The sequence below is a fragment of the Brevundimonas sp. AJA228-03 genome (assembly GCF_017795885.1).
In the GTDB taxonomy this organism is placed as follows: Bacteria; Pseudomonadota; Alphaproteobacteria; order Caulobacterales; family Caulobacteraceae; genus Brevundimonas.
In genome coordinates this window covers 130,579-152,625 of sequence record NZ_CP059297.1, presented here as the reverse complement: position 1 = coordinate 152,625, position 22,047 = coordinate 130,579, and the positions used below count along the sequence as shown (strand labels likewise).

Sequence of the window (22,047 nt, the reverse complement as noted above, 5' to 3'; positions counted from 1 at the left end):
GGGCAGGGGTCCGCCATCAGGGCCGCTGATAGACGACCCTTCCGTCAACGACCGTCAGGGTCGCGTGGCCGTGCGGGATGTCTGCTTCGGGCACCGTCATCAGATCGATGTCGAAGGCAGTGAAGTCCGCGCGCTTGCCCACCTCGATCGTACCGAGCTCGTTCTCCCGGAAACTGGCATAGGCGGGCCACAGGGTGAACATCTTCAGCGCCGTGGCGCGATCCACCGCCTCGGCCGGCCGCCAGTCCGGGCCCTGGACGCCGTCCAGATCGCGCCGGGCGACGGCGGCATAGAATTCGATCAGCGGATCGCCCCGCTCCACCGGCGCGTCCGACCCGCCGACGACGATGACGCCCAGATCGATCAGGCTGTGCCAGGCATAGGCCCCGTCCAGCCGGGCATCGCCCAGCCGCGCAGGCGCGAAGTGGAAGTCTCCGATCGCATGGCTGGGCTGCATCGAGGCGATGATCGGCAGGTCCCTGAATCGGTGATAGTCAGAGGGCCGGACGATCTGTGCATGCTCGATCCGCAGCCGCACGTCGGCACCGTTCGGACGCTCGGCGGCCGGTACGGCCTCCAGGGCGGTCGCATACCATTCCGCCACCGAGGCATTGCCGCGATCGCCGATGGCGTGGGTCGCGAGCTGGATGCCGGAGCGCAGTGCCTGTTCATAAAGCGGCACGATCTGGTCCGTCGTGATCTGCATCAGGCCCGTCGTCTCCGGTGCGTCCGAATAGGGGGCGAACAGGGCGGCCCCGCGCGACCCCAGCGCCCCGTCGGCATAGTATTTGACCGCCCGGGTGATGATCCGGCCGTCGGGCGTCTGGCGCGGACCCGAGGCGAACAGGGCCTGGGCCCCGTCGGGGGTGACGCTGTTATAGATCCGCAAGGGGGCCTCGCCCGCCTCGGCCATGGCCTCCAGCAGGGGGATGTCCCGCCAGGGCGCGCTCATGAAATGCACGCCGGTCCAGCCATAGGTGGCCTCGACGCGGAATCCGGCGCGATAGGCCTGGCGCGTCTGCTCCGGATCGGCCTGGGGCATAAGCGGGGCCAGAAGCTGCTCGGCCGCATCGACGAACAGGCCGGTCGGACGGCCGTCAGGGCCTTTCAGTATCTCGCCGCCAAAGGGGGCCTCGGTCCGGGCCGTGATGCCCAGCCGCTCCAAGGCGGGGGTGGAGGCGACCGAGGCGTGACCGTCGGCCCTTTGCAGCAGGACGATCCGGCCCGGCGCGGCGGCGTCCAGATCGGCGGCGGTCAGGAAGCGGGCCCCGTTTGCGCTTTCGGGCCAGCGCGTCTCGATCCAGCCGCGCCCGACGATGACGCCCTCGGGGTGGGCGTCCGCCCAGGCCGTCAGGCGCGCCATGGCGTCCACGACCGAGGTGGAGCCCTCCAGATTCAGCGTCAGCTCGCGCCAGCCGATGCCGTCCAGATGGGCGTGGCCGTCGGTGAAGCCGGGAAACAGCGTCGCGCCCTTCAGGTCGATGACCGGCAGGCCCTCGGTCGAGGGCGCGCCGGCCGCCGGTCCGGCATAGGCGATGCGACCGGCCCGCGCGATGACGACCTCGGCCGTCGGCGAGGCCTCGACGCCGGTGTGGATCGTGCCGCCCCGGATGACCAGATCCTGGGCCCTGGCCGGCAGGGCGAGGACGGCGAAGGCGGCGGCGGTCAGGATCGGTCGAAGCATGGGGCACCGGATGCGGGTGGAATGATAGTCTGCCTCCCCGTTATGGGGCGGCCGGCAGGTCGTCAGCCAGCCGGAACGCCGACCACATCGTCCACCGATCCGGTCGTGACCGGGTGATAGCCGGGCCGGGCCTCGGCATAGATGCGGGTGGCGATGGGTCGGCCCCAGTCGCCTTCGGCCCACAGGGCGGTGAACAGAGGCAGGACGAATTTGCGACGTCCCTGCGAGGTCAGGAACCGCTCCAGCGTGGGTACGGCGGGCTGATAGCGGTGGGCCACCGCGATCTGAAGCCAGCTGAACAACACCTCGGCATTGCCCTCGCTGCGCAGGTTCAGGGTCGATTCCATGTCCGCCAGCCGGGCGGGAGTCAGCCAGTCCCGACCGGCGGCCAGGCCCTCGGGCCGCCAGTTCAGGAAATGCTGGCGCTCCTGCGTGGACCACCGCGCCCACGGGATGGCCGAGGCCGGACCCTTGTCGGCGAAGAAGGCCTTCGCCGCGCCATCCACGGCGGTCAGGGCGGTCGAGACCGGGGCCTGGGCATTCGACGGGAGGCCGGGCAGATAGACCCAGGCATCCAGCTGCAGCTGCTGTTCCAGGCCGGCGTCGCCCCTGACCAGATTGGCGCGGATGTCGGCGAGGAAGCCCGCCGCGGTCATCGGCTGGAAGGCGTGACGTTCGAAATAGCCCTTCAGCCAGGCGTCGAAGGTCTCGCGGCCCACGATACGTTCGATGGTGCGCAGAAAGGCGGCGCCCTTCTCATAGGGAATGTCATTGAGCCCGGCGTCCGGATCGCGGCCGGTCAGATCGACGTGCAGCCGGGTGTCGGCGGCGGGCATCTTCGCGAGCGCCGCCTGCAGGTCCGCCCAGCCCAGCACCTGAAGCATCAGGGCGCGGTCGCGGCCATAGACCGCCTCCATGATGCGGTTCTCGAAATAGGTGGTCGTGCCCTCGTTCAGCCAGATGTCGGCCCAGGTGGCGTTGGTCACCAGATTACCCGACCAGCTGTGCGCCAGCTCGTGCGCCACCAGGCTGACCAGAGACTTGTCACCCGCCACGACGGTGGGGGTGGCGAAGGTCAGGCGCGGGTTCTCCATCCCGCCGAAGGGGAAGGAGGGCGGCAGGATCAACAGGTCGTAGCGACCCCAGCGATAGGGGCCGTACAGGGCCTCGGCCGCATCGACGAACTGGCCCATCTCGGCGAACTCGGCCCTGGCGGCGTCCAGGCGGCCGGGCTCGGTCCAGACCCCCACGCGGTCGCCTTCGCCGGCGAAGCCCAGGTCCCCGACCGCCAGGGCGATCAGATAGGGCGGGACCGGATTGGTCATGCGGAAGCGCCAGCTGTGCGACCCCGCCGGTGCGCCGTCGCCCGCCTTCTCGCCCTCGGGGGTCAGCATTTCGGCCGACATCACCGCCTTCAGCGCCTCGGGCACGGTGATGTGGGCGGACCAGGTCTGGCGGATGCCGGGGCTGTCCTGGGTCGGCACCCAGGTGCGGGTCAGGATCGCCTGGCCCTGCGAAAACAGGAAGGGCTGTTGCCCGCCCGCCGTCTGGGCCGGGGTCAGCCACTGCAAGGCGGCGGCGTCGGGGCGGGTGGCATAGCCGACGACGATCTTCTGGACCTTGCCCTCCTCGAAGGCGGGCACGGTGACGGTCAGGGACTGGCCCAGGATGGGGTCTTCGGCCCCGATCGTGAACTGCAGCGGCGTGCCCTTGTCGTCCGCGACCGAGCGAATCTCCAGGTTGCGGATGTCGAGGATGACCTGGGTCGCACCCGTCTGGCCGGTGACGTCCAGGGTCGCCGTGCCGCTCAGCGTCTTCGTCCCGAAGTCGGCGGTCAGGTCCAGGGCGACATGCTTGACCCGCGCGATCCGGGGCTGGGCATGGGAATGGATGTCTTGCTCATAGGTCACCGGCGCGGTCGCTGAAGCGGGCAGGGGTGGCATGTCCGACTTCGGGTCGTTTCCGGCGCAGGCGGCCAGGGCGGTGGCGACGGCGAGCATGGAAACCATGCCGATCAGGCGGGCGCGGGACATCAGGCGAACTCCGGGACTTGGGGTGGCGAAGGGAGCCCCAAAGCCCGGAAAGATCAAGAGGCTGCGGGCATCGGCACCGGGTTGCGGGCGACGAACAGCCGACCCCGCTCGGCATAGAGCACGCACAGCAGGGCGACGATCCCGCAGGCCGTGATGCCCACGGTCATCGGCACGACGCTACCGTCGAACTGCTGACCGATCAGGAACCCCGTCAGGGAGCCGATGATGGTCGAGATGAACCCCTGGGCCGAGGAGGCTGTGCCCGCGATATGGCCCATCGGTTCCATCGCCATCGCCCCGAAATTGCCGGCCAGCAGCCCGAAGCAGAACATGGTGCAGGCCTGCAGGATGCCGAAGGTCCAGATCGTCTCGTGGCCGCTCAGGGTCACCGCCATGTGGAGGGCGCCGAAGGTGATGAAGCCCAGCAGCGCCGTATGGCCGATCATGCGCGACCCCAGCCGCTCGACCAGTTTCGCATTGACGAGGGAGGCCACGGCGATGCCACCGGCGATGCAGGCGAAGATGGTGGTGAACAGGCCCGGCGCATCGAAGACGTCGAAGAAGATCTGCTGGGACGAGTTGATGAAGCCGAACAGCGCCCCGGTGATCGCCGTCATGGCCAGGGTGTAGCCGATGGAGATGCGGTTGGTCAGCGCCTCCCGGAACGCGCCCGCAATGCGCGCGGCCTCGATCGGCTGGCGATCGGCGGGGTGCAGGGTCTCGGGCAGGCGCAGACCCGTCCACAGCATCAGGGCGATGCCGGCGAAGGCCAGGACGCCGAAGATCGCCTCCCACGGCGCGATCAGCAGGATCGCCTGACCCAGCGACGGCGCGATGATCGGCACGCCCAGGAAGACGAGCAGGCTCAGGCTCATGACCCGCGCCATGGTCCGGCCGGAATAGCGATCCCGCACGATGGAGACGGCCAGCACCCGCGTCGCGGCAGACCCCAGACCCTGACCGATGCGGGCCAGGATCAGGGTCTCGAAGGTCGGGGCCAGCATGGCCACCACACTGAACAGGACGTAGATACCCACCCCGACCATGATGATCGGCTTGCGGCCATAGCGGTCGGCCAGGGGCCCGTAGACGATCTGCAGGGAGCCAAAGCCGAGCAGATAGGCGGTGATGACCCACTGGCGGGTGTTGGCATCGGCGACGCCGAGCGCCTCGCCGATCTGGGGCAGGGCGGGCAGCATGGAGTCGATCGCCAGCGCATTGAGCGCCATCATCAGGGCGATCATGCAGACGAACTCGGGAAAACCCGGCCCCTTGGCGGGCGATGCGGCATCAGGCTGGGTCATGGGCCACCACATGCGGCCGGGATGAGGTTGTCGCAACCCTCGACGCGCTCACTTTTCGCAACTGCGAAATGAAGCCCCTGGATCAGGGGGTGAACTGGATCGTCAGGGCGAACTGCAGCTCGCGGGGGCCGGGCGCGACGTCACTGCCGTTCATCAGGGCGACGGCCGCGGCGCCGAACCCGAGGCCGGGATGGGTCTCGCCCAGCACCATGCAGCCATCGACCCTGCCGTCGGTATGGGCCGTGCATTCCACTGTCACGGCGACGCCCTCCAGCACCGGCGCCGGATCAGCCACCCTCGATACCGGCTGGACGCGCTGATGGATCAGGGCGTCACCGGGCCTGGCGACGCCGGGGTCGACGGACAGGGCAAGGGCGATGACGAGGGCGATCATGGGACGAACCTTTTCACTGGTTCATCAATGTTTCGTAAAGGACTGCGTTCCCCGACCCGCGTCGTCGCCGTCCGATCGTGTGGTGCCCCCGGTCGGACTCGAACCGACACTCCTCTCGGAACCGGATTTTGAGTCCGGCGCGTCTACCAATTCCACCACAGGGGCCTGTGCCACACGTCATAGAGGGCGGCAGCGCGCGGCGCTACGTGAGCGGGCAAATTTTGTGCCGCCCTTGCGTTCCAGCAGGGTGTAACGCATCTGGCCGTGCATGAGTGATACGCTTCCCGATCTGGCCGTCGTCTATGAGCATCCGGAGTGGTTCGAGCCGCTGTTCGCGGCGCTGGATCGGCACGGCGTGACCTATGTGAAGGTGCCGCTGGCGGGCCACACCTTCGACCCGGCCGCCAGCCCCGCGCCCGCGACCGTGGTGTTCAGCCGTGTGGCGATGTCGTCCTTCCTGCGCGATCCGGAACACCCGATCTTCTACGCCCAGAGCCTGTTCGAGCACTGGCAGGGGCAGGGGACGCGGGTGGTCAATGCGTCGGCCCTGCACATCGATACGTCCAAGGCGCGGCAGATGTCGTTGATCGCGCGGCTGGGTCTGAAGGGTCCTGCGACGCGGGTCGCCCACCGTCAGGCCGATATCCCGGCGGCGGCCGAGGGGCTGCGGTTCCCGGTGCTGGTCAAGGCGGACATCGGCGGGGCCGGGGCGGGGATCACCCGCTATGAGACGCCGGAGACACTCGCCGAGGCCGCGGGCGAGGCATGGTGTCCGGCGGGCGTCAACGGTCTTTCCCTGATCCAGGAATATGCGCCGCGCCGGGACGGCAGGATCACCCGCGTCGAGACGCTGAACGGCAGATACCTCTATGCCATCGACATCGAGAGTCCGGGCGACGCCTTCGACCTGTGCCCGGCCGACGCCTGTCTGGTAAGGCCCGGTGCCCCGACCCTGACCATGACCAAGGTGACGCCACCATCCGAGATCATCGCGGCCGTCGAGCGACTGGCCGTCGCGGCCGGGCTGGAGGTCGGGGGCATCGAATATCTGATCGACGACCGCGACGGCAGCGTCCTCTTCTACGACATCAACGGGCTGTCGAACTTCGTGGCCAGGCCGGTCGAGGTTCTGGGCTTCGACCCGCACGATGATCTGGTCGACTGGCTCAAGGGTATCGTGGCCGAGGAAAAGGGCAGGCGGGCATGAGGTACGGCTACTGGGCTCCGGTCTTCGGCGGCTGGCTGCGGAACGTCGGGGACGAACGCGAGGCCTCGTGGGAAAACGCCTCGCGGCTGGTCAGGCGGTCGGAGGCCCTGGGCTACGACCTGACCCTGATCGCAGAGCTGAACCTGAACGACATCAAGGGGATCGAGGCCCCGGCTCTCGACGCCTGGTCGACCGCGGCGGCCCTGGCGGCGGTCACCGCGACGATCGAACTGATGGTGGCGGTGCGGCCGAACTTTCACCAGCCGGCCCTGTTCGCCAAGACGGCCGCCAACATCGACCGGATCTCGAACGGGCGGCTGGCCCTGAACGTCGTCTCGTCCTGGTGGGCGAAGGAGGCCGAGAGCTATGGCCTGCAGTTCGACCAGCACGACGACCGCTATGCGCGGACGACCGAGTGGCTGCAGGTGCTGGACCGGCTGTGGCGCGAAAAGCGCGTCGATTTCGACGGCAAATACTACACGCTGAGGGACGCCATCGTGGAGCCCAAGCCGACCTCGACGCCCGAACGCCCGCGCCCGGTCATCTATGCGGGCGGCGAATCCGAAGCGGCCAAGACCCTAATCGCCCGGCACTGCGATGCCTATGTCATGCACGGCGACGAACCCGAGCATATCGCCGCCAGGATCGCCGACATGAAGACGCGGCGCGAGGCCTTCGGTCTGCCACCCATGTCGTACGGCATGGCCGGCTATGCGATCGTGAGGGACAGCCAGGGCGAAGCCGACCGCGAGCTGGAGCGGATCACGACCATACCGGGCCTCGCCGAGGGATCGCCGCCCGCCGGTTTCGCCAATTTCGACCAGTGGCTGAGTGGCACCGAGCTGGAGCGGGAGCTGAAGATCCGCGAATACAGTGTCTCCAACCGCGGCCTGCGCCCCGGCTTCGTCGGCACGCCCGAGACCGTCCGTGAACGGATGGAAAAATTCGAGGCCGCCGGACTGGATCTGGTGCTCCTGCAGATGTCGCCACAGGAGGAGGAGATGGAGCGGTTCTCGGCCCAGGTGATACAGGCCAACTAAGCGTCCCGGCTTCGCCGTCGCGGCCTATCGGTGGTCGGTCATCTGGAAATTCGTGCGGAAAGCGATCCTGCGAACCGGCAGGGTGAGAATCCGCATGTGTTTGCGCCTTGCGGCCAGAAGACGGTCAGACGGCGGACGCAGCCTCGACATGGTCGTCCGGCTTGCCGGCCATGATGCGGCGGGCGCGGATGAACATCTCGACGCGCTGCGCGATGACCATGGCTGCGGCGAACAGCAGGAAGGCATCCTGGATCGCCAGGGCGTTCAGGTGCCAGTCGCTGGCGTGGGTCTCCAGCCAGGGCCGCAGCAGGGACCGGCTGGCGATCAGGGCGACGATCAGGATGATCCCGAGCCGTGAGGCCTGGGCCAGCAGGGTGCCGTCGGGCGCGCGCTCGATCGTCGTCATGCGCCCGCGCTGATAGCCGGCCGCCGCCCCCAGAACCAGACCACCGGCCAGGATGGCCCAGGCGTCGATGCCGAAGGGGGCGTGGCTGGCACCGGGGGCCATCGACATACCCCAGAGCCCGAAGCCGATGCCGACCGCGACCAGCATCGGCACGATCCACATGTATTGAACGCGCAGGGGGCGGGGCTTCTGGTGGCGCAGAAGGATGACGAGCAGGGCGATGCCGATCCCGATCAGGGGGCCGTATTGTTGCGGTGTCATCGAAGGCCTCCCGTTTTCATCCGGACGCTAACATGACCACAGTGTGCGGCAAGCGTCGGCGGAAGGCTCAGACCGCTTCCACCACCTGTTCGATGGCCCCGAAGATCGAATGGTGGCGCGCATCCAGCATCTCGATCCGGACCGTGTCGCCATGTTTCAGGAAGGGCGTTACCGGGGCACCGGTGGCGATCGTCTCCACGGTGCGGACCTCGGCGATGCAGGAATAGCCGAGGCCGCCTTGTGACACCGGTTGGCCGGGGCCGCCGTCGGCTCCCCGGTTGGACACCGTGCCCGAGCCGATGATGGTGCCGGCGACCAGGCTGCGGGTCCTGGCCAGATGCGCGATCAGGACGCCGAAGTCGAAGGTCATGTCGACGCCGGCGTCGGCGCGGCCGAATTCGGCTCCGTTCAGATGGACCGACAGGGCGCCGTGCAGCTTGCCGTCCTGCCAGCGATCGCCGAGGGCGTCGGGTGTGACGAAGACGGGTGACAGGGCGCTGGCGGGCTTGGACTGGACGAAGCCGAAGCCCTTGGCCAGTTCGCCGGGGATCAGGTTGCGCAGGGACACGTCGTTAACCAGGCCGACCAGCCGGATGAGATCGCGGGCCTGATCGGGCGTCGTTCCTTGCGGCACATCGCCGGTGACGACCACGATCTCGGCCTCCAGATCGCAGCCCCAGCTTTCGTCGGCCAGGCGAATGGCGTCGCGCGCGCCCATGAATTGGTCCGAGCCGCCCTGATACATCAGGGGGTCGGTCCAGAAGCTGGCGGGCATCTCGGCCCCACGCGCCCTGCGCACCAGTTCGACGTGGTTCACATAGGCCGAACCGTCCGCCCACTGATAGGCGCGGGGCAGGGGGGCGGCGGCGTCGCGTTCGTGGAAGCGTCCACGCGGTACGGCTTCGTGCTCCAGGCTTTCGGCCAGGGCCCGCAGCAGGGGCTCGCAGCGCGCCCAGTCATCCAGCGCCGCCTGAAGCGTCGGGGCGATCAGGAAGGCATCGGTGAACCAGGCGAGATCATTGGAGACGATGACCAGACGGCCGTCGCGGCCGTGCTTCAGGGATGCGAGTTTCATGGACACAGGTCTAGGGGGTTTTCACCGCGCGCGAAACCGCCGACGTCACCGGCGGGGGGGCCGACAGCTCCCGGCGGGCGGCCTCGAGCTCGGCGATGCGAGCCTCCTTCAGCCGCCAGTGATCGTTCAGGTCGGATACGGCCTGGCGGATGGCCTGGCGGCGTTCGGCCTCGGTCGGCACGGGTTTGGGCTTGTCGTGACCGGGCTTGGGGGTGGGTGCCGGCGCAGGCGCCGGCGCATGGATGATCACATGCCGGGCCCGCTCGATCACGACGGTCGAGCCCGAGGCGTCGACGTCCTGCCCATCGTGGTCGTCATCATGCCCGCCGCCGTGGTCAGGGGTATGATGGTGGTCGTGGGCCCCGGCGTGAGCATCGTCATGCGGAGCCTCGTCGAGGGCCGCGTCGAGCGCTTCCAGGCCCGTCAGCCCGCCGGTCAGTGTCAGCGTCCGACCCAGCCGGGTCTCGATCGTCCGGGTCAGGTCGCGGGCCTTGTCGCGCAGGGAATCGGAATGGGCGGTCATGGCCGCGCGGATGGCCTCGTCGATGTCCTTCCAGATGGCGGCGGTGGCGCTGGCCGAGGTTGGCTGGCGATGCTGCGCCAGCCACCAGCCCACACATCCGGCCAGGAGGAGCAGCAGCAGGCCGATCCCCAGGACCAGCGGTGGCAGGTCCAGGATCAGGCCGTCGGTTGACGGGGCATAGACGGCGTCGGCGGGTGGGAAGTCCTGCGAATAGCTCATCTGGCCCTCCGTGCGGTGTCGTGGCCAATCATGGATCAGCGACCGGCGTCCCGCCAGCGAAAGGTTAACGGATCGGGCCGAAGCCTGCGGTCAGCCGGGCGCATGCAGAATGGCGCGGGCCTCGACGCCGGTCCTGGCCACCGCGTCGCGGACCTCGACCTCGACCACGATGGCTCCGGCCGGATCGACCGCCCACAGATAGCGACGTTCCACCTCGACCGTGCGGCCGGACGGCGCGAACCCCTCGAAACTGTCGCCCCAGGGGGTGATCCGCTTCAGCTCGGGCCAGGTCAGCGAACAGGCCGCGTTCAGCTCTTCGGTCGCCATGGCGGTCAGTTCGTCGGGCGCGGGCGTCACAGCCATCGGCGCACCGTCCGCCGATAGTCGGCATAGGCCGGTCCAAAGCGGGCCAGCAGGTATCGCTCCTCACGCTGGATCACGAAGCGGTCGATCACCAGCAGGCATGGCACCAGCAGGATCAGCGCAAGCGGACTGTCCACAGCCAGGGCCAGGCCAAGGTAGATGATGGCGAAGCCGACATAGATCGGGTTCCGGGACAGGGCATAGATGCCGGTCCGGACCAGGGCGGTGGACGGCTTCCAGGGCTGGACGGCGGTGCCGGCGCGGCGGAACAGACCGGCCGCCCAGGCCTCGATCGCCAGACCGATCAGAACGGCCGCCAGGGCCACTCCGCTGCGCGCCACCGTCGGAAGACCGAGCGACGCCTCTCCGATCAGGCGACCCAAAGCCCAGCCGATGCCAAGGAAGCCAAGAAAGATCAGCGGCGGGGGCGCGACGACGCCCGGAATATCCTTGTCCGCCATGTCAGCCCTCCGCGCCCTGTCGCTGGCCCGGCATCATGGGCGAGGCTCATCGGAATAGATGGCCACGGTCAACGGAGCGTCCGGCCCGATCGATCCGCGATACATGCCCGAGGTTGTCATGGCGAAGGCGGGGATCCCTTGCGCATCCATGACGATGACGCCGCCATAGCCGCCCAGCGACAGGGCGTCCTCGACCTCGGCCTGGGCCCCAACCTGCCCGCTCGCGCCGTCGGCGATACGGGCGCAGATGTCCCGGGCGACCGAGGCGCGGATGTAGTATTCGCCGTCGCCGGTCGCCGAGACCGCGCAGCCGTCGCGGTTGGAGGCATAGGTGCCTGCGCCCAGCACCGGCACGTCGCCGACCCGGCCCCAGCGCTTGCCCGTCATCCCGCCGGTCGAGGTTCCGGCGGCAAGATGCCCGGCGCTGTCCAGGGCGACGGCCCCCACGGTGCCGAACTTGCGCTCGTTCAGCGGCGGCATGCCGGGATCGCCGGCCGCCAGCCCGCCGACCGGCGCGGCGGGCGCTCCAGCGGGCCGTGCCGGGATCGGCAGGCCGTGTTCGCGCAGATAGCTCTCCAGCCCCTGCCAGCGCCGCTCGGTGAAGAAAAAGGACGGATCGACCTGTTCCAGCCCGACCGAGGCGGCAAAGGTGTCGGCCCCCTCGCCGATCAGCATGACGTGAGGGCTCTGTTCCATCACCGCGCGCGCCGCCGCGATCGGGTGGCGGGTGGTGGTCAGGCCCGCGACCGCCCCGGCCGTCAGGTCCGCGCCGTTCATGACCGCTGCGTCCAGTTCGTTGCGGCCTGCCGCGGTGAAGACCGCGCCGCGCCCGGCGTTGAACAGGGGATCGTCCTCCATCAGCTGGATCGCGGCCTGGACCGCATCCAGCGCCGTGCCGCCGTTGCGCAACACCTCGGCCCCGGCCTCCAGCGCCCGGGCCAGCGACGCGCGATAGGCCGCGTCCTGCTGGGGCGACAGATCGGCGCGTTCGATCACACCGGCCCCGCCGTGAATGGCGAAGGACCAGGCCGGCCGATCCTGCGCCACGGCAGGGGCTGTCATGAACAGGCCTGCGGCCAGGGCGAGAACGTACAGCTTCAGATTGTGCATTGGCGTGACTTCCCTGTTGACGCTATAGTGTGGCCATGTCCGAGATCACTGACATCGTCGTTCCGATGCTTCGCAGACTCGAGGAGGATCTGGCCAGCGTGAAAGACGACATGCGCATGATCAAGGTGCGCATGACGGGCGTCGAGGAAAACATGGCAGGCCTGAACCGGCGCATGGACAGGCTGGACGTCAGGGTCGAACGCATCGAGCGCCGACGGGATCTCGTCGAGGCCTGATCAGTCGACCCGTTTGTGGTGCGACCATTTCCAGACGCGGTAGCCGACGATCGGCGCGAAGCCGCCGACCAGGGCACAGCCGAGGACCATCCAGAACCCGCCGCCCAGGCCGAATTCGCCCACCAGCCCGCCCACGACCGCCGCCGCGACGGGGCCGAGGAAGGGCATCCAATGAGGCGGGGCGACCTTAATGGGCGTCGACCTTGATGACGCCCCGGCGGATCTGGTCCAGCTCGATGGAATCGAACAGGGCCTGGAAATTGCCGTTGCCGAAGCCCTCGTTGCCCTTCCTCTGGATGATCTCGAAGAAGATCGGGCCGAAGGTGTCCTGGGTGAAGATCTGCAGCAGCAGGCCCTCCTCGTCCGACCCGTCGATCAGGATGCGGTTCCGGCGCATGCGCTCCACATCGTGCCCGTGGTTGGGCAGGCGTTTGTCGATCAGCTCGAAATAGGTCTCGATCGTGTCCTGGAACCGGACGCCGCGCTCGCGCATCGCCTCGACGGTGGCGAAGATGTCGTCGGTCGCCAGGGCGATGTGCTGGATGCCCTCGCCGTTGTAGCGCTTCAGGAACTCCTCGATCTGGGAGTTGTCGTCCTGGCTCTCGTTCAGCGGGATGCGGATGGCGCGGTCGGGCGCGATCATGGCCTGGGAGAACAGGCCTGTCGCCTTGCCCTTGATGTCGAAATATTTCTGCTCCTCGAAGGCGAAGACGTCGCCGTAGAAGCCGGACCAGGTCCGCATCTGGCCACGCTTCACATTGTGGGTCAGGTGATCCAGCAGGTGCAGGCCGACATTGTTCCGGCGCTCCGCCTCTTCCCAGCCCTCGATCTCGTCCCAGGTGTCGTAAAGCGACCCGGCTTCGCCATAGGCGTCAATGATGTACAGCAGGGACCCGCCAATGCCGCGCAGCACATAGGCCCCCTCGCCGAGGGCGCCGCCATTATGGGCGTCGGCCGGATGGGCTCCGCGCGACACCGCGGCGTCATAGGCAGCCCGGGCATCGTTGACGCGGAAGGCCATGCCATTGGCGGACGGGCCGTGGTCGCGGGCAAATGCGCCGGCGTGACCTTCTGGTCTCGTGTGGACCAGGAAGGTGATGTCGCCCTGCTTCATGCGGACGACGCCGTTCTTCGGGTTCACATGGGTCTGGACGAAGCCCATGATCTCGATCTGCCGGATCATGGCCTGGGGGTCGGGGCCGGTGAACTCCACGAACTCGAAGCCGTCCACGCCCAGCGGGTTCTCGAGAGCGGGAATCGTGGCGTCCGGCGTCGCGGTATGCGCGGTCAGGTCGTCCATCGTGCGTCTCCTGATATCGTTTATTGACCGGGCACCCCGGCTGTTGGCGCGGAACCTAGTGTCGCAAGGGCCACAAGCCAAGCCGGGCCGTTCGCACATCGTCGTGCGTCACATCTTCAGGTCGCAGCAGGCCCCGTCACCTGCTAGAGCGGATTCCATGCTGAGAAAGATGTACGACTGGGTCTTCACCCTGGCCCGCAGTCCCCATGCCGAAAAGGCGCTGGCTGCCGTGTCGGTCGCCGAGGCGTCGATCTTTCCCATTCCCATCGAGGTCATGTTGGCTCCGATGATCCTGTCGCGGCCGGAGCGGGCCTACCGGTTCGCGGCCATCGCCTCGATCGGCTCGGTGATCGGCGGCGTGCTGGGCTATCTGATCGGCTTCTACCTGACCGACCTGGGACAGTGGCTGATGCGGCTGCTGGGTCACGCCGACGGCCTGGCGGAGTTCCAGCACTGGTATGACCGGTTCGGCGTCTGGGTCATTCTGATCAAGGGTCTGACGCCGATCCCCTACAAGCTGGTGACCATCGCCTCGGGCCTCGCCCATTTCAACTTCGGCATCTTCTTCCTGGCTTCGGTCGTGACGCGAAGCGCGCGATTCTTCATGGAGGCCTGGGTGCTGAAGACCTGGGGGCCGGCCATGCTGGAGGTCGTCGAGCGTCGCCTGGCGCTGTGGAGCGTGGTCGGCCTGGTCGTCTTTATCGGCGGCTTCGCGGCGCTGAAGCTGCTCTAGAATGTCCTCCGCCGGCGGCCCGGCAGGGTGTACGCCAACCGGTTCCTGGTCGGCTGTGAATGGATCATGCCGGGGCCTTGCGCGCCCGCCATACCGCTGGGCACGGAACCGGGCCCGACGCCGGGTGTGTTGGCAGGCGGACGGTGACCGAGGCGTTGAAATGCCATATGAAGCCACGTCCCATCGTCGCCCCGCCCCGATGGTGCCTTGCTTCGACCGGACGGTGGCTCTCTCGCCCGCCGTTTTCGTGCGTCCCGTTTGCTTTCGATTCCAGGGCTGAAGTCAAAAATGGTCGTTAGGTAAGACATTTGGCCACCTATCTGCTCGCCCACCTGCGTCGTCTCGAAAGCGAGGCCATCGAGATCATTCGTGAGGTCGCCGCCACCGCCCGCAATCCGGTCATGCTGTATTCGATCGGCAAGGACTCGGGCGTCATGCTGCACCTGGCCCGAAAGGCCTTTTTCCCTGCCCCGATTCCCTTCCCGCTGCTGCACATCGACACGACCTGGAAATTCCGGGAGATGATCGAGCACCGCGACGCCATCGCCGACCTCTATGGCGTACGCCTGATCGTCCACATCAACCCCGACGGCGCGGCGCGCGGCATCGATCCGGTCCGGTCCGGTGGCGAGACCCATACGCGGGTGATGAAGACGGAAGCGTTGAAACAGGCGCTGGAACAACACGGCTTTGACGCGGCCTTCGGCGGGGCCCGCCGGGACGAAGAGGCCTCGCGCGCCAAGGAGCGCATTTTCTCGGTCCGGAATGCCGCCCACGCCTGGGAGCCCCGTCTCCAGCGGCCGGAGCTGTGGCGGCTCTACAATACGCAGATCGATCCGGGAGAGTCCCTGCGCGTCTTCCCCCTGTCCAACTGGACCGAACGCGACGTGTGGGAATACACGCGCGCCCAGGACATTCCGGTCGTCCCCCTCTATTTCGCCGCCCCCCGCCCGACCGTGGTCCGTCAAGGCCGGTTGATCGTCCGCGACGACGACCGGATGCCCCTGCTCCCGGGCGAGGTGCCCGAACTCCGCCACGTCCGGTTTCGCTCGCTGGGTTGCTATCCGCTCAGCGCGGCGGTCGAGTCAGACGCGACCACCGTCGACGCCGTCATCGCCGAGCTCGACGTCAGCCGCCATTCCGAACGACAGGGCCGCCTGATCGACGGCGAGGGCACGGCCTCGATGGAGATGAAAAAGCGCGAGGGCTATTTCTGATGGACCGTTCGGCCATCGCCGTGCGCCCTGCGCCCCCTCCCGCCGGATCGCGCGATCTGCTGCGCTTCCTGACCTGCGGTTCGGTCGACGACGGCAAGTCGACCCTGATCGGTCGCCTGCTTTTTGAACTGGGTCAGGTGCCGGAGGATCAGCTGGCCACCCTGATCCGGGACTCCCGGCGCTTCGGCACCGACGGCGATGCGGCCGACTATGCCCTTCTGCTGGACGGACTGTCGGCTGAACGCGAGCAGGGCATCACCATCGATGTCGCCTATCGCTATTTCAGCTCGCCGCGCCGCAGCTTCATCGTCGCCGATACCCCCGGTCACGTGCAGTACACCCGAAACATGGCGACGGGGGCTTCGACCTGCGATCTCGCGGTCATCCTGGTCGATGCCACCAAGGGCCTGTCGGAACAGACCCGCCGCCACAGCCGCATCGTCGCTCTGTTCGGCATTCGTCAGGTCATCCTGGCGGTCAACAAGATGGATGCGGTGGGCGACGACGCGGCCGTCTTCGACGCCATCCGGACTGCCTATGCCGAGGTCGCCCTGGAGCAGGGCCTGACCCACGTCACCGCCATCCCCGTCAGCGCCCGTCACGGCCACAACCTGGTCCGTCACTCGGCCTCCACCCCCTGGTACACCGGCCCGACCCTGATCGAGGCGCTGGAGGCGGCGGAGACCCAGCCACCCGGCCGCGACGCGCCGTTCCGCCTTCCGGTCCAGTACGTCAGCCGCCCGGATGAAAAGTTCCGTGGCTACAGCGGCTCTGTTGGCTCCGGCCGGATCGCCGTCGGTGATTCCATCATTGTGGCCCCCTCGGGCCGCACCGCCGACGTCGCCCGCATCGTCCGCGCCGGCGAGTGGGCCGACACCGCCGAGGCCGGGGACGCCGTGACCCTGGTGCTGGATCGCGACATAGACATCGCCCGTGGCGACGTCCTGGCTCCGCCCACCGACCGCCCGGCTGCCGTCGACCGGTTCTCGGCCCGTCTGCTATGGATGGACGAAGCCCCGCTGGACCCCGCCCGCAGCTATCTGCTCCGCATCGGAACCGCCCTCGTCCCCGCCCGTCTGACCGCCACGGACGAGATCGTGGCCCTGACCATGAACGAGATCGGCGACCGGATCATCCACACCACCGGCCGCGTCGCCTTCGACGCCTTCGCCGACCATCCCGGCACCGGGGCCCTGATCCTGATCGACCGGGACACCCATGCGACGGTTGCCGCCGGGACGGCGCTCGCCGCCCTCGACCAGCCGACCGACATCCACCGCGTGGCCCCCGCTGTCGATCGCGCGGCCAAGGAGCGGCGCAACGGACATTCGGGCGGCGTCGTCTGGCTGACGGGCCTGTCCGCCTCGGGCAAGTCGACCATCGCGGCGGCTATAGAGCGCCGCTTGTACACCATCGGCGTCCGTACCGCTGTGCTGGATGGCGACAACCTGCGTCACGGAGTCAATCGCGACCTGGGATTCTCCGACGCCGACCGCAGCGAGAACGTCCGCCGCGTCGCCGAGGTCGCGCGGCTGTTCGCCGACAACGGCGTCGTCGCCATCTGCGCCCTGATCTCGCCCACCCAGATACAGCGTGCCCAGGCGCGGGACATCTGCACGGATATCCCCTTCCTGGAGGTGTTCGTGGATACGCCGCTCGAACTGTGCCGCGCCCGCGATCCCAAAGCGCTCTATGCCCGCGCCGACGCCGGGGCCGTCATCGGCCTGACGGGCGTCGGCTCGACCTACGAACCGCCGCAGTCCCCCGACCTGACCCTGCCGACCGCCGAACTGACCCCCGATGAGGCGGCGCGGGCGGTCGAGGACTGTCTGGCGTCGCGGGGCGTGATTCCACCTCAAGCGATCGTGCCCGGAGCCTGATCGGCTGAGGTGGAATCGCTTGGCGAGTCCGCCGATGCCGTGACTCAGGCTCCAGAGCTGAGCGAGGGCCTGATTCACGCGTTCGGCTGGGCCCACGACGGGGGTCCACCTCAAACGATCATGCCCTGGCTGTTCAGTCCCGGATTATGGGGGACCCAGTTTAACTGAGTGCACACACCGGGCGGGATTATGGGACAGGGTCTACACGGTTGCGCCACGACCACGCACGCTGTCCGAGCGGCGATACGGCGATCGAAGGCTCCGGTCGCGGAGATCGCCAGGTGTCACGGACCAAACCCCAGGACCGTGAGGAAGTGGTGCGGACGCGCCTTCGTCCACGATGACCCAGGCCGTGGTTTCGCCCGACGCCGCCGATTTCTGCTGTAGCTTCAACGCCACGGTCAAGCGACTGCCGGTCGTCGTGGCAATCGGGGTATCGACCTCGCGCGGCAACGCTGTTAAGAGCCCCTTGGCGGTGAGACCGCCGCATTGATCAATTGTGGCTGCGGAGGGCTCACACCCATGCGTTTCAAGACCTTGTTCCTGGCTTCCAGCGCGGCGGCGGCATTTGCCCTGGCCGCTGGTTCTGCGTCGGCTGAGCCGGATGGCTGGTATGGGGCGGTAGACGCCGGTTATCAGTTTATCGATGACATCAACGCCGAGTCTTCGGTGACGGGTCAGAACCTGAGCTTTGAAGTGAACGACGGCTGGGCTGCGTTTGCGCGTCTGGGCTATCGTTTTGACGCCAACTGGCGGGTGGAGCTGGAGGGCGGCTATCGCTCGGGCGACATCGGCAAGGTTCGCGCGGTTTCGGGTCCGAACGGCATCTGCAATGTGACGCCGGCCTCGGGTCCCTGCTTCTCGCCGGAAGGCGACATTGAATCCACCACGCTGATGGCCAATGTCATCTATGACATCGGTGGCGAGTACGGTGGCGTTCGTCCGTTCGTGGGTCTGGGCGTCGGTGTGAACCGCGTCGCGACCGACTTCGCCGGTCGCTATCGCCAGGGTGCCGGCACGATCGTGGCCGACGACAGCTCGACCAAGTTCGCGGCCCAGGCCATTGCCGGCCTGAGCTATGCCGTGGGTGACCGCGCCAACATCGACCTGACCTACCGCTATCTGACGGGCGATGCCGAGTTCGACACCGTGTCGAGCCCGGCCACGCGTAACCAGGGCACGTTCGAAGGCGACTATGACCAGTCGCACACCGTGACGCTGGGCCTGCGCTATGCGTTCGGTGCCGAGGAAGCGGCTCCGCCGCCGCCCCCGCCGCCGCCGCCGCCTCCGCCCCCGCCGCCGCCTCCCCCGCCGCCGCCTCCGCCGCCTCCGCCGCCTCCGGCTCCGACGGCGCGTGAGTTCGTGGTGTATTTCGACTGGGATCGTTCGGACCTGACGGCCGAAGCCCGCTCGGTGGTGACCCAGGCTGCGACCTACGCCAGGTCGGGTCGTCCGACGCGCGTTCTGGTCGTCGGTTACGCCGATACGTCCGGCTCGGCCGCCTACAATGTGGGCCTGTCGAACCGTCGTTCGCGCACCGTGGCCGATGCCCTGGTCGCCCAAGGTGTCAACGGCGGCGTGATCGCCCTGGACGCCAAGGGTGAAACCAACCTGGCCCGTGCGACCGCCGACGGCGTTCGCGAGCCTCTGAACCGTCGCGCCACCATCGGCATCAACTTCTAGGACTGTCTGCCTGGCCCGGCCCGGATCTGACGATCCGGGCCGGTGCCGACCAGCCGGTTGCCGATGAGCGACGAACACATCACCGCCGGGTCCTGCGAGGGGCCCGGCGGTTTTGTTCTGGCACCCTGTTCAGGACAATCCGGGGTCTCAGGACAATCCGGGGTCTGACGATATGTGTCGATAAGCCCGCGGTTATTCGGCAATTCTGTGAAACCCGACCCAGCCTTTTCGCTTTTCCGGACAAGCCGGTTGATCCCGGCGGTTCGGAGCGCGACAAGGAGACCCATGTCAAAGCTCAGCCTCGACGATCGTGTTTCCGACCGAAGCCGCTTGCGCCGTCCGCGCGAGCCGCGCCTGAGCATGGTCGACCTCCGCATCCCCTCGCGTCGCCATGCTTCGCCCGTCGACCGCCGCGTCCGCCCGGATCGTCGCGCGGCCAATGACGTCGCCCCCGTCCTCCAGCCGCTTCCGGCCCCGGCGGCCCCGGCCCCGACCCTGCGTCGGCCGGACGAGGTGCGCCTGCCCCGCCCGCCCCGGCAGGGCGCGACCGCATGGCCCGTCCTGGGGTCGATCAGGGATCGGACCGGCGGGCTCGCGCCGGTGCCCCCGATCTGTCGTCCCGCCGCTTCTGATCGTGACCGCGCCGTTCGGTCCGTTCGGCCGGGTGCTGGCGGGCGAGCTGGAGGGCGGGGCGCAGGTCCGGCGCCGATCTTCAACATCGGCGACCTGGTCTACTGGCGTCGCGAGGGCTGACCTTCGACGGCGACGTGCGCGACTGGCCCGCCCATCTGGCCGGGCTGGTGGCCACCCGGCCTGACCGACCTTGATCGTGTTCGGCGGGCGGCAGCCTACACCAGGCCGTCCTGACCCAGGCCGACGCCCTCAAGGCCCTGGCGGCGGAGGCGGCGGAGGCCGTGGCGAGTGGCGAGTGGCGCGTGGCGAGAGGCCGGCGCCGTCTCCAGCGCCTCCACGGCCCAGGCCGCCAGTGACCTGAAAGAGCCGCTTTCCTCGCCACTCGTCACTCGCCACTCGCCACGGACCTCTGCGGCGCGAGCGTTAGCGGTGCGGCGTCAGCCGCCCACGACCGCGCTCAGGCAGCGAGCGCCCGCGGCGCGAGCGGTAGCGCCCTCAGGATCTGGGTGCTCGAGAACGGCTATTTCCGGCCGGACTGGATCACGGTCGAGCAGGACGGGGTCAATGCCCGCTCGGCCTGGCCCGCCACCGCTCGGCCTATGATCCGCCGATCCCGAGATCCTCCCGGCCCGGCCGGTGGGCGCGCCCTGCCGCACCATGTGGCCATCAGCTGGTATCACTTGCACCAGTTCCTGGTCCGGCCGTTCGCCTTCCGGCGCTATGCCCAGCCCTATACGACCCCGGCCTGGCTGCAGTGCGCCAGCCATATCCGGCGCTATTTCGGCCTGATGCTGCGCGCCTCGATCGAGGCCGACGCCCAGGCGATCCGGGCCCGCGGCCCCTTCTTCATCGCCTGCCTGCAGCGCGAGGGCGACGCCCAGCTGCTGCGCTACTCCCACTATGCCGACAACACCGCCTTCCTCGCCGAGGTCCTGACCTCCTTTGGCAGACACGCGCCCGCCGACGCCCGGCTGGTGGTCAAGAACCATCCGCTGGATCCCGGCCTGGTCGACCTGCGCCGCATGACCCGGGTCCTGGCCATCGAGCGCGGCATCGCCGACCGCGTCGACTTCATCGACGGCGGCAACCTTGCCCAGCTGTGCCGCGCCTCCAGCGGCATGGTGGTCAACAACTCCTCGGCCGCCCTCTCGGCCCTGGGCTTCAAAACCCCCGTCAAGGTCCTGGGCGAGGCCTTCTTCGACTTCGACGGCCTCACCGACCAGCAATCCATCCACGCCTTCTGGACCAAACCCGCCACCCCCGACCCCGACCTGTTCACCCGCTTCCGAGCCCACGTCATCAACCAGACACAGGTCAACGGAAACTACCACGAACCCAGAGCCCTCATCCCAACCGCAATCGCCATCGCAAACCGATTCCAGAACGCAGAATAGACGGGCCGATCAGCCGTCAAGCGTGGCGATGTATCCCGTGGCGGGCACCATGCGTATCGGGTTCAGTCCATTCGGCCTTTCCGGAGTCTTCGCCCATGCCCGCCCTGACCCGCTTCGCCGCCGCCGCCGCCGTCCTGCTGGGGGCGTGTTCGCAGGGCGAGCCGGCCGGCGCCCAGCCGCCGGTCGTCCAGACCGGGCCGGACAGTGGCCGACGCGAGGTCGCCGTCTTCGCCGGGGGCTGCTTCTGGTCGGTGGAATCGAACTTCGAGCACATGCCGGGCGTGGTCTCGGCCGTGTCGGGCTATGCGGGCGGCACGTCCCCCAATCCGACCTATGAGGCGGTGTCGCGCGGCAATGATCATGTCGAGGCGGTGCAGGTGACCTATGATCCGGCGCGCATTTCCTATCGCCAGCTGGTCGACCGGTTCTGGCGTACGATCGATCCGACGGACGCCAACGGCCAGTTCTGCGATACCGGACCGGCCTATGGTACCGCCGTCTTCGCCACGCCGGCGCAACGACCGGTCGCGGAGGCCTCCCGTGCCGCCGCCGTCGCCGTGATCGGTGCGCGCCGGTTCACCACGCCGGTCCGGCCGGCCGGGCGTTTCTGGCCGGCGGAGGCCTATCATCAGGATTTCGCGCGTCTGAACCCGGTCCGCTACGGTGGCTACAGCCGGTTCTGCGGGCGCGAAGCCCGGTTGAGAGCCGTCTGGGGCCGCTGAGCGCCGCGACCTGCCGACACTGTGGCGCCCGTGTCACCCCCGATCCCTGTCACGCGTCTGTCACATTAATGTCGTCCGACGGTTCGGTTTGCGCCGTAGATCGGGCCGCATCCCGACGGGCCTGTGCCCGGTCGGCCATGGGGCGCGCTCGCCCGAACTGTGGGGATAC

22 protein-coding genes and 1 tRNA gene are annotated in these 22,047 nt (G+C 68.3%); 10 read left to right on the top strand and 13 right to left on the bottom strand.

Features of this window, described 5'->3' with window-relative positions; genetic code table 11:
• Positions 1–16: 16 nt before the first annotated feature.
• The 5 genes from HZ989_RS00780 to HZ989_RS00760 all read right to left on the bottom strand — a co-directional run bounded on the left by HZ989_RS00780 (position 17) and on the right by HZ989_RS00760 (position 5,580).
• The gene (locus HZ989_RS00780; protein WP_209321758.1) at positions 17–1,684 is read right to left on the bottom strand and encodes an amidohydrolase; all 1,668 of its coding nucleotides are present in this window, start codon (positions 1,682–1,684) and stop codon (positions 17–19) included.
• A 62-nt stretch (positions 1,685–1,746) separates the two neighbouring features.
• Complete coding sequence (locus tag HZ989_RS00775; protein WP_209321757.1) at positions 1,747–3,717, bottom strand: M1 family metallopeptidase; 1,971 nt, start codon at positions 3,715–3,717, stop codon at positions 1,747–1,749.
• A gap of 53 nt (positions 3,718–3,770) precedes the next feature.
• Positions 3,771–5,021 (bottom strand): multidrug effflux MFS transporter, encoded by a 1,251-nt coding sequence (locus HZ989_RS00770; protein WP_209321756.1) that lies wholly within the window; start codon positions 5,019–5,021, stop codon positions 3,771–3,773.
• Positions 5,022–5,103: 82 nt separating this feature from the next.
• Positions 5,104–5,415 (bottom strand): hypothetical protein, encoded by a 312-nt coding sequence (locus tag HZ989_RS00765; RefSeq protein ID WP_209321755.1) that lies wholly within the window; start codon positions 5,413–5,415, stop codon positions 5,104–5,106.
• An 80-nt stretch (positions 5,416–5,495) separates the two neighbouring features.
• A tRNA-Leu gene (locus tag HZ989_RS00760) sits at positions 5,496–5,580 on the bottom strand.
• Between the two features lie 103 nt (positions 5,581–5,683).
• Here HZ989_RS00760 and HZ989_RS00755 point away from each other — a divergent pair.
• On the top strand, positions 5,684–6,622 hold the full coding sequence (locus HZ989_RS00755) for a RimK family alpha-L-glutamate ligase (protein WP_245162413.1): 939 nt from the start codon (positions 5,684–5,686) through the stop codon (positions 6,620–6,622).
• Positions 6,619–7,662: an LLM class flavin-dependent oxidoreductase gene (locus HZ989_RS00750; RefSeq protein WP_209321754.1), complete on the top strand. Its 1,044-nt coding sequence runs from the start codon at positions 6,619–6,621 to the stop codon at positions 7,660–7,662. Before HZ989_RS00755 ends, HZ989_RS00750 begins: the two co-directional genes overlap by 4 nt.
• Positions 7,663–7,786: 124 nt before the next feature.
• On the opposite strand, the gene HZ989_RS00745 is transcribed toward HZ989_RS00750, so the two are convergent.
• The 6 genes from HZ989_RS00745 to HZ989_RS00720 all read right to left on the bottom strand — a co-directional run bounded on the left by HZ989_RS00745 (position 7,787) and on the right by HZ989_RS00720 (position 12,080).
• The gene (locus tag HZ989_RS00745) at positions 7,787–8,329 is read right to left on the bottom strand and encodes a CcdC protein domain-containing protein (RefSeq protein WP_209321753.1); all 543 of its coding nucleotides are present in this window, start codon (positions 8,327–8,329) and stop codon (positions 7,787–7,789) included.
• 67 nt (positions 8,330–8,396) lie between these two features.
• The gene (locus tag HZ989_RS00740; protein WP_209321752.1) at positions 8,397–9,404 is read right to left on the bottom strand and encodes a fumarylacetoacetate hydrolase family protein; all 1,008 of its coding nucleotides are present in this window, start codon (positions 9,402–9,404) and stop codon (positions 8,397–8,399) included.
• A 10-nt stretch (positions 9,405–9,414) separates the two neighbouring features.
• Complete coding sequence (locus tag HZ989_RS00735) at positions 9,415–10,146, bottom strand: hypothetical protein (protein WP_209321751.1); 732 nt, start codon at positions 10,144–10,146, stop codon at positions 9,415–9,417.
• A gap of 90 nt (positions 10,147–10,236) precedes the next feature.
• Positions 10,237–10,509, bottom strand: a complete 273-nt coding sequence (locus HZ989_RS00730) for a hypothetical protein (protein ID WP_209321750.1) — start codon at positions 10,507–10,509, stop codon at positions 10,237–10,239.
• Positions 10,500–10,970 (bottom strand): isoprenylcysteine carboxylmethyltransferase family protein, encoded by a 471-nt coding sequence (locus tag HZ989_RS00725; protein WP_209321749.1) that lies wholly within the window; start codon positions 10,968–10,970, stop codon positions 10,500–10,502. The genes HZ989_RS00730 and HZ989_RS00725 overlap by 10 nt, the downstream gene beginning before the upstream one ends.
• A 33-nt stretch (positions 10,971–11,003) precedes the next feature.
• Positions 11,004–12,080 (bottom strand): isoaspartyl peptidase/L-asparaginase family protein, encoded by a 1,077-nt coding sequence (locus HZ989_RS00720; RefSeq protein WP_245162412.1) that lies wholly within the window; start codon positions 12,078–12,080, stop codon positions 11,004–11,006.
• A gap of 35 nt (positions 12,081–12,115) precedes the next feature.
• Between HZ989_RS00720 and HZ989_RS00715 the strand changes: the two genes are divergently transcribed.
• On the top strand, positions 12,116–12,316 hold the full coding sequence (locus tag HZ989_RS00715; protein WP_209321748.1) for a hypothetical protein: 201 nt from the start codon (positions 12,116–12,118) through the stop codon (positions 12,314–12,316).
• Here HZ989_RS00715 and HZ989_RS00710 read toward each other — a convergent pair whose 3' ends face one another.
• Together HZ989_RS00710 and hppD are read right to left on the bottom strand one after the other, a co-directional pair.
• Positions 12,317–12,484, bottom strand: coding sequence for a hypothetical protein (locus HZ989_RS00710; protein ID WP_245162411.1), 168 nt, complete (start codon positions 12,482–12,484; stop codon positions 12,317–12,319).
• A 19-nt stretch (positions 12,485–12,503) separates the two neighbouring features.
• Positions 12,504–13,616 (bottom strand): 4-hydroxyphenylpyruvate dioxygenase, encoded by a 1,113-nt coding sequence (gene hppD, locus HZ989_RS00705; RefSeq protein ID WP_209321747.1) that lies wholly within the window; start codon positions 13,614–13,616, stop codon positions 12,504–12,506.
• Between the two features lie 157 nt (positions 13,617–13,773).
• Here hppD and HZ989_RS00700 point away from each other — a divergent pair, with 157 nt between their 5' ends.
• The 7 genes from HZ989_RS00700 to msrA all read left to right on the top strand — a co-directional run bounded on the left by HZ989_RS00700 (position 13,774) and on the right by msrA (position 21,878).
• Positions 13,774–14,349 carry a YqaA family protein gene (locus HZ989_RS00700; protein ID WP_209321746.1) on the top strand — a complete coding sequence of 192 codons (576 nt, stop codon included), beginning with the start codon at positions 13,774–13,776 and terminating at the stop codon, positions 14,347–14,349.
• Between the two features lie 308 nt (positions 14,350–14,657).
• Entirely contained in the window at positions 14,658–15,566 is a 909-nt protein-coding gene (gene cysD / locus HZ989_RS00695) for a sulfate adenylyltransferase subunit CysD (RefSeq protein WP_209321745.1), read from the top strand.
• Positions 15,566–17,446 carry an adenylyl-sulfate kinase gene (gene cysC, locus HZ989_RS00690; protein ID WP_209321744.1) on the top strand — a complete coding sequence of 627 codons (1,881 nt, stop codon included), beginning with the start codon at positions 15,566–15,568 and terminating at the stop codon, positions 17,444–17,446. The genes cysD and cysC overlap by 1 nt, the downstream gene beginning before the upstream one ends.
• A 522-nt stretch (positions 17,447–17,968) precedes the next feature.
• A complete protein-coding gene (locus tag HZ989_RS00685; protein WP_209321743.1) occupies positions 17,969–19,129 on the top strand; it encodes an outer membrane beta-barrel protein in 1,161 nt (386 codons plus the stop codon).
• Between the two features lie 285 nt (positions 19,130–19,414).
• Positions 19,415–19,882 carry a hypothetical protein gene (locus HZ989_RS00680; protein WP_209321742.1) on the top strand — a complete coding sequence of 156 codons (468 nt, stop codon included), beginning with the start codon at positions 19,415–19,417 and terminating at the stop codon, positions 19,880–19,882.
• A gap of 386 nt (positions 19,883–20,268) precedes the next feature.
• Entirely contained in the window at positions 20,269–21,156 is an 888-nt protein-coding gene (locus HZ989_RS00675) for a capsular biosynthesis protein (protein ID WP_245162410.1), read from the top strand.
• A 95-nt stretch (positions 21,157–21,251) separates the two neighbouring features.
• On the top strand, positions 21,252–21,878 hold the full coding sequence (gene msrA, locus HZ989_RS00670; RefSeq protein WP_209321741.1) for a peptide-methionine (S)-S-oxide reductase MsrA: 627 nt from the start codon (positions 21,252–21,254) through the stop codon (positions 21,876–21,878).
• The last annotated feature ends 169 nt before the right edge of the window (positions 21,879–22,047 follow it).